Raw genomic sequence first — 1,867 nt, forward strand, 5'->3', positions numbered from 1 at the left:
GGTTTGGCCCGCAGGTCCGGTGGTTGCTGCCTGCAGCGGCCCTTGTCCTGGTGAGCGCTTCATGCGGCGTGCACCAGGCTGGAACGGGCTCGGCCCGGCCGTCCGGCCCGGTCACGCTGATTTCCGGCGTGGTGGAGGCCCGCCCGGGATGTCCGGTCGAGCGGCCAAGCCGCCTATGTAAGCCCCGCCCGCTGGGTGATGTCCGGGTCGAGGCCCGGTCCCTGGCCGCCGGGGTGACAGCAAGTGCCCGCACCCGAGCCGACGGCCACTACTCCTTCAGGCTGGGGCAAGGCCGTTATGTGCTGGTCGCGGTGACGAGGCAGGTCCTCCCCCGCTGCCCTCATGTCCTCGTCTCGGTCACAGCACCAGCGGCCGTTCGCGAAAACATCAACTGCGATAGCGGCATTCGCTGACGCGCAGCCGCCAGCACCGGCGCTGATGGTGCGGCCGCCTCGCGGCCGTTGCTGCGCGCAGGCCCAAGTCGCCGGCGGCATCTTCAGCGGGCTCATCCAAGAGCCGTGAGCGAGTCCCCGGGACCGGGTCCCGGGGACCCACTGACCGTCAGCCGAGCGGGACCTTGATGACGCGTGTGCCCCAGTTCCGGACCCCGGTCGTGGTCTGGCTCGACTTGGGCGGGATGTACTCGGTCGCCAGCCACGCGGAATCCGACGTGCCGTCCGGGACGGCGAACGAGTAGTCACCCCAGCGCGGCGGGTTCGACGCGGCCCGCTGGTACGGCCCGGCCCCAGTTGCCGCCACGACCGCCGGCCCGAAGTTGCCGCCGCCCGCCTTCAGGGTGGCATAGGCAGCGCTCGCGAACTGCGCGCTGCTCGTCTGGGTGAAGATGACCGCCGCGTTCCCGGCTGCGTCCGGCTGCACCGCCGGGTAAATCTCGTATTTGCCGACGGCGGCGATGTAGCCCTGGCGGACGATCGACGCACCAGCAATCCCGGCTGAGCCGAGACTCGGCTTCACCTGGAACCAGGCGCCCCCCGCGCGTATCGAGCTGTCGCCGGCCGGCTGCACTGCCGTCGTCAGCTCACCCCAGACCGTGCCAGCCACGAATTGGGTTTGCTGCATCCGGTCGTCGCCGGAGTCCAGCTTGCTCTTGGCACCCTTTTGCGGAGCCGGCGGCGGGACGGCGTACCCCGCGGAATTGATGACGACGCTGGACAGCGTCGGCATGCCACCCAGGCCAACCTGGCCCCGATTGGTCATGGCCCAGACACCGATGCGGTTGTCTCCGGTGCCGCTGGAATCCAGCGAGCTGAGCAAGTACTCGGCGTCCGGCCGCCCTGTGGACAGGGCGGGCTGGGGCGCCGTGGTGTCGGTCGTCAGGTGGGGGAAGTTCACGAAGTGCGGGCTCACGACGCCGTGGACCAGGTCGGACTTGTCGATCGCCCACATCTCCGCGCCGTTGAACTGCGGCCCGAGGATCGAGAACTCGTCAGCGGTGACGTACAGGTTGGCCTGGTCGATCCCGATCCTCGGCTGGTCACCGAAACACGGGCAGCCGCTTCCGGACGGGTCCGTCGTGTCGATCGAGTACTCATTCCACAGCCCCCGCGGGTCGGAGTTGTGCCGCACAGCGATGAGGAGGGACGACGCGGTGGACGCGTCGTTCAGGAACAAGATGGTCGCGAACCAGGTCTGGGTGCTGGGATCAAACCAGCAGCGCGGGTCGCTGGTGAACTCCTTGGCACCCACATTGAACAGGTCGTTGATGTTGAAGGGCCCGCGCAGCGACTCCCCCGTCGTGCTGTAGATGCGGTACGCGGAATTGACCGGCTCGAGCACGAAGCCGTTGCCCTCGCACAGCCCCTGATCCGGCGGTTCGAACGTTTGCTCAAAGTTGGTGACCTGGCTG

At 68.5% G+C, this 1,867-nt stretch carries 2 protein-coding genes; one reads left to right on the forward strand and one right to left on the reverse strand.

Annotated features, from left to right (window positions below; all coding sequences use genetic code 11):
• A partial coding sequence (locus WA225_RS28265; protein ID WP_422610487.1) for a carboxypeptidase-like regulatory domain-containing protein occupies positions 1-413 on the forward strand: 413 nt, incomplete at its 5' end.
• A 148-nt stretch (positions 414-561) separates the two neighbouring features.
• Here the strand turns inward: WA225_RS28265 and WA225_RS28270 are convergent.
• Positions 562-1,867: hypothetical protein (locus tag WA225_RS28270; RefSeq protein ID WP_422610488.1), on the reverse strand; the 1,306-nt coding region annotated here is incomplete at its 5' end.

The sequence above is a fragment of the Pseudomonas sp. genome (assembly GCF_049300855.1).
Taxonomy (GTDB): Bacteria; Pseudomonadota; Gammaproteobacteria; order Pseudomonadales; family Pseudomonadaceae; genus Aquipseudomonas.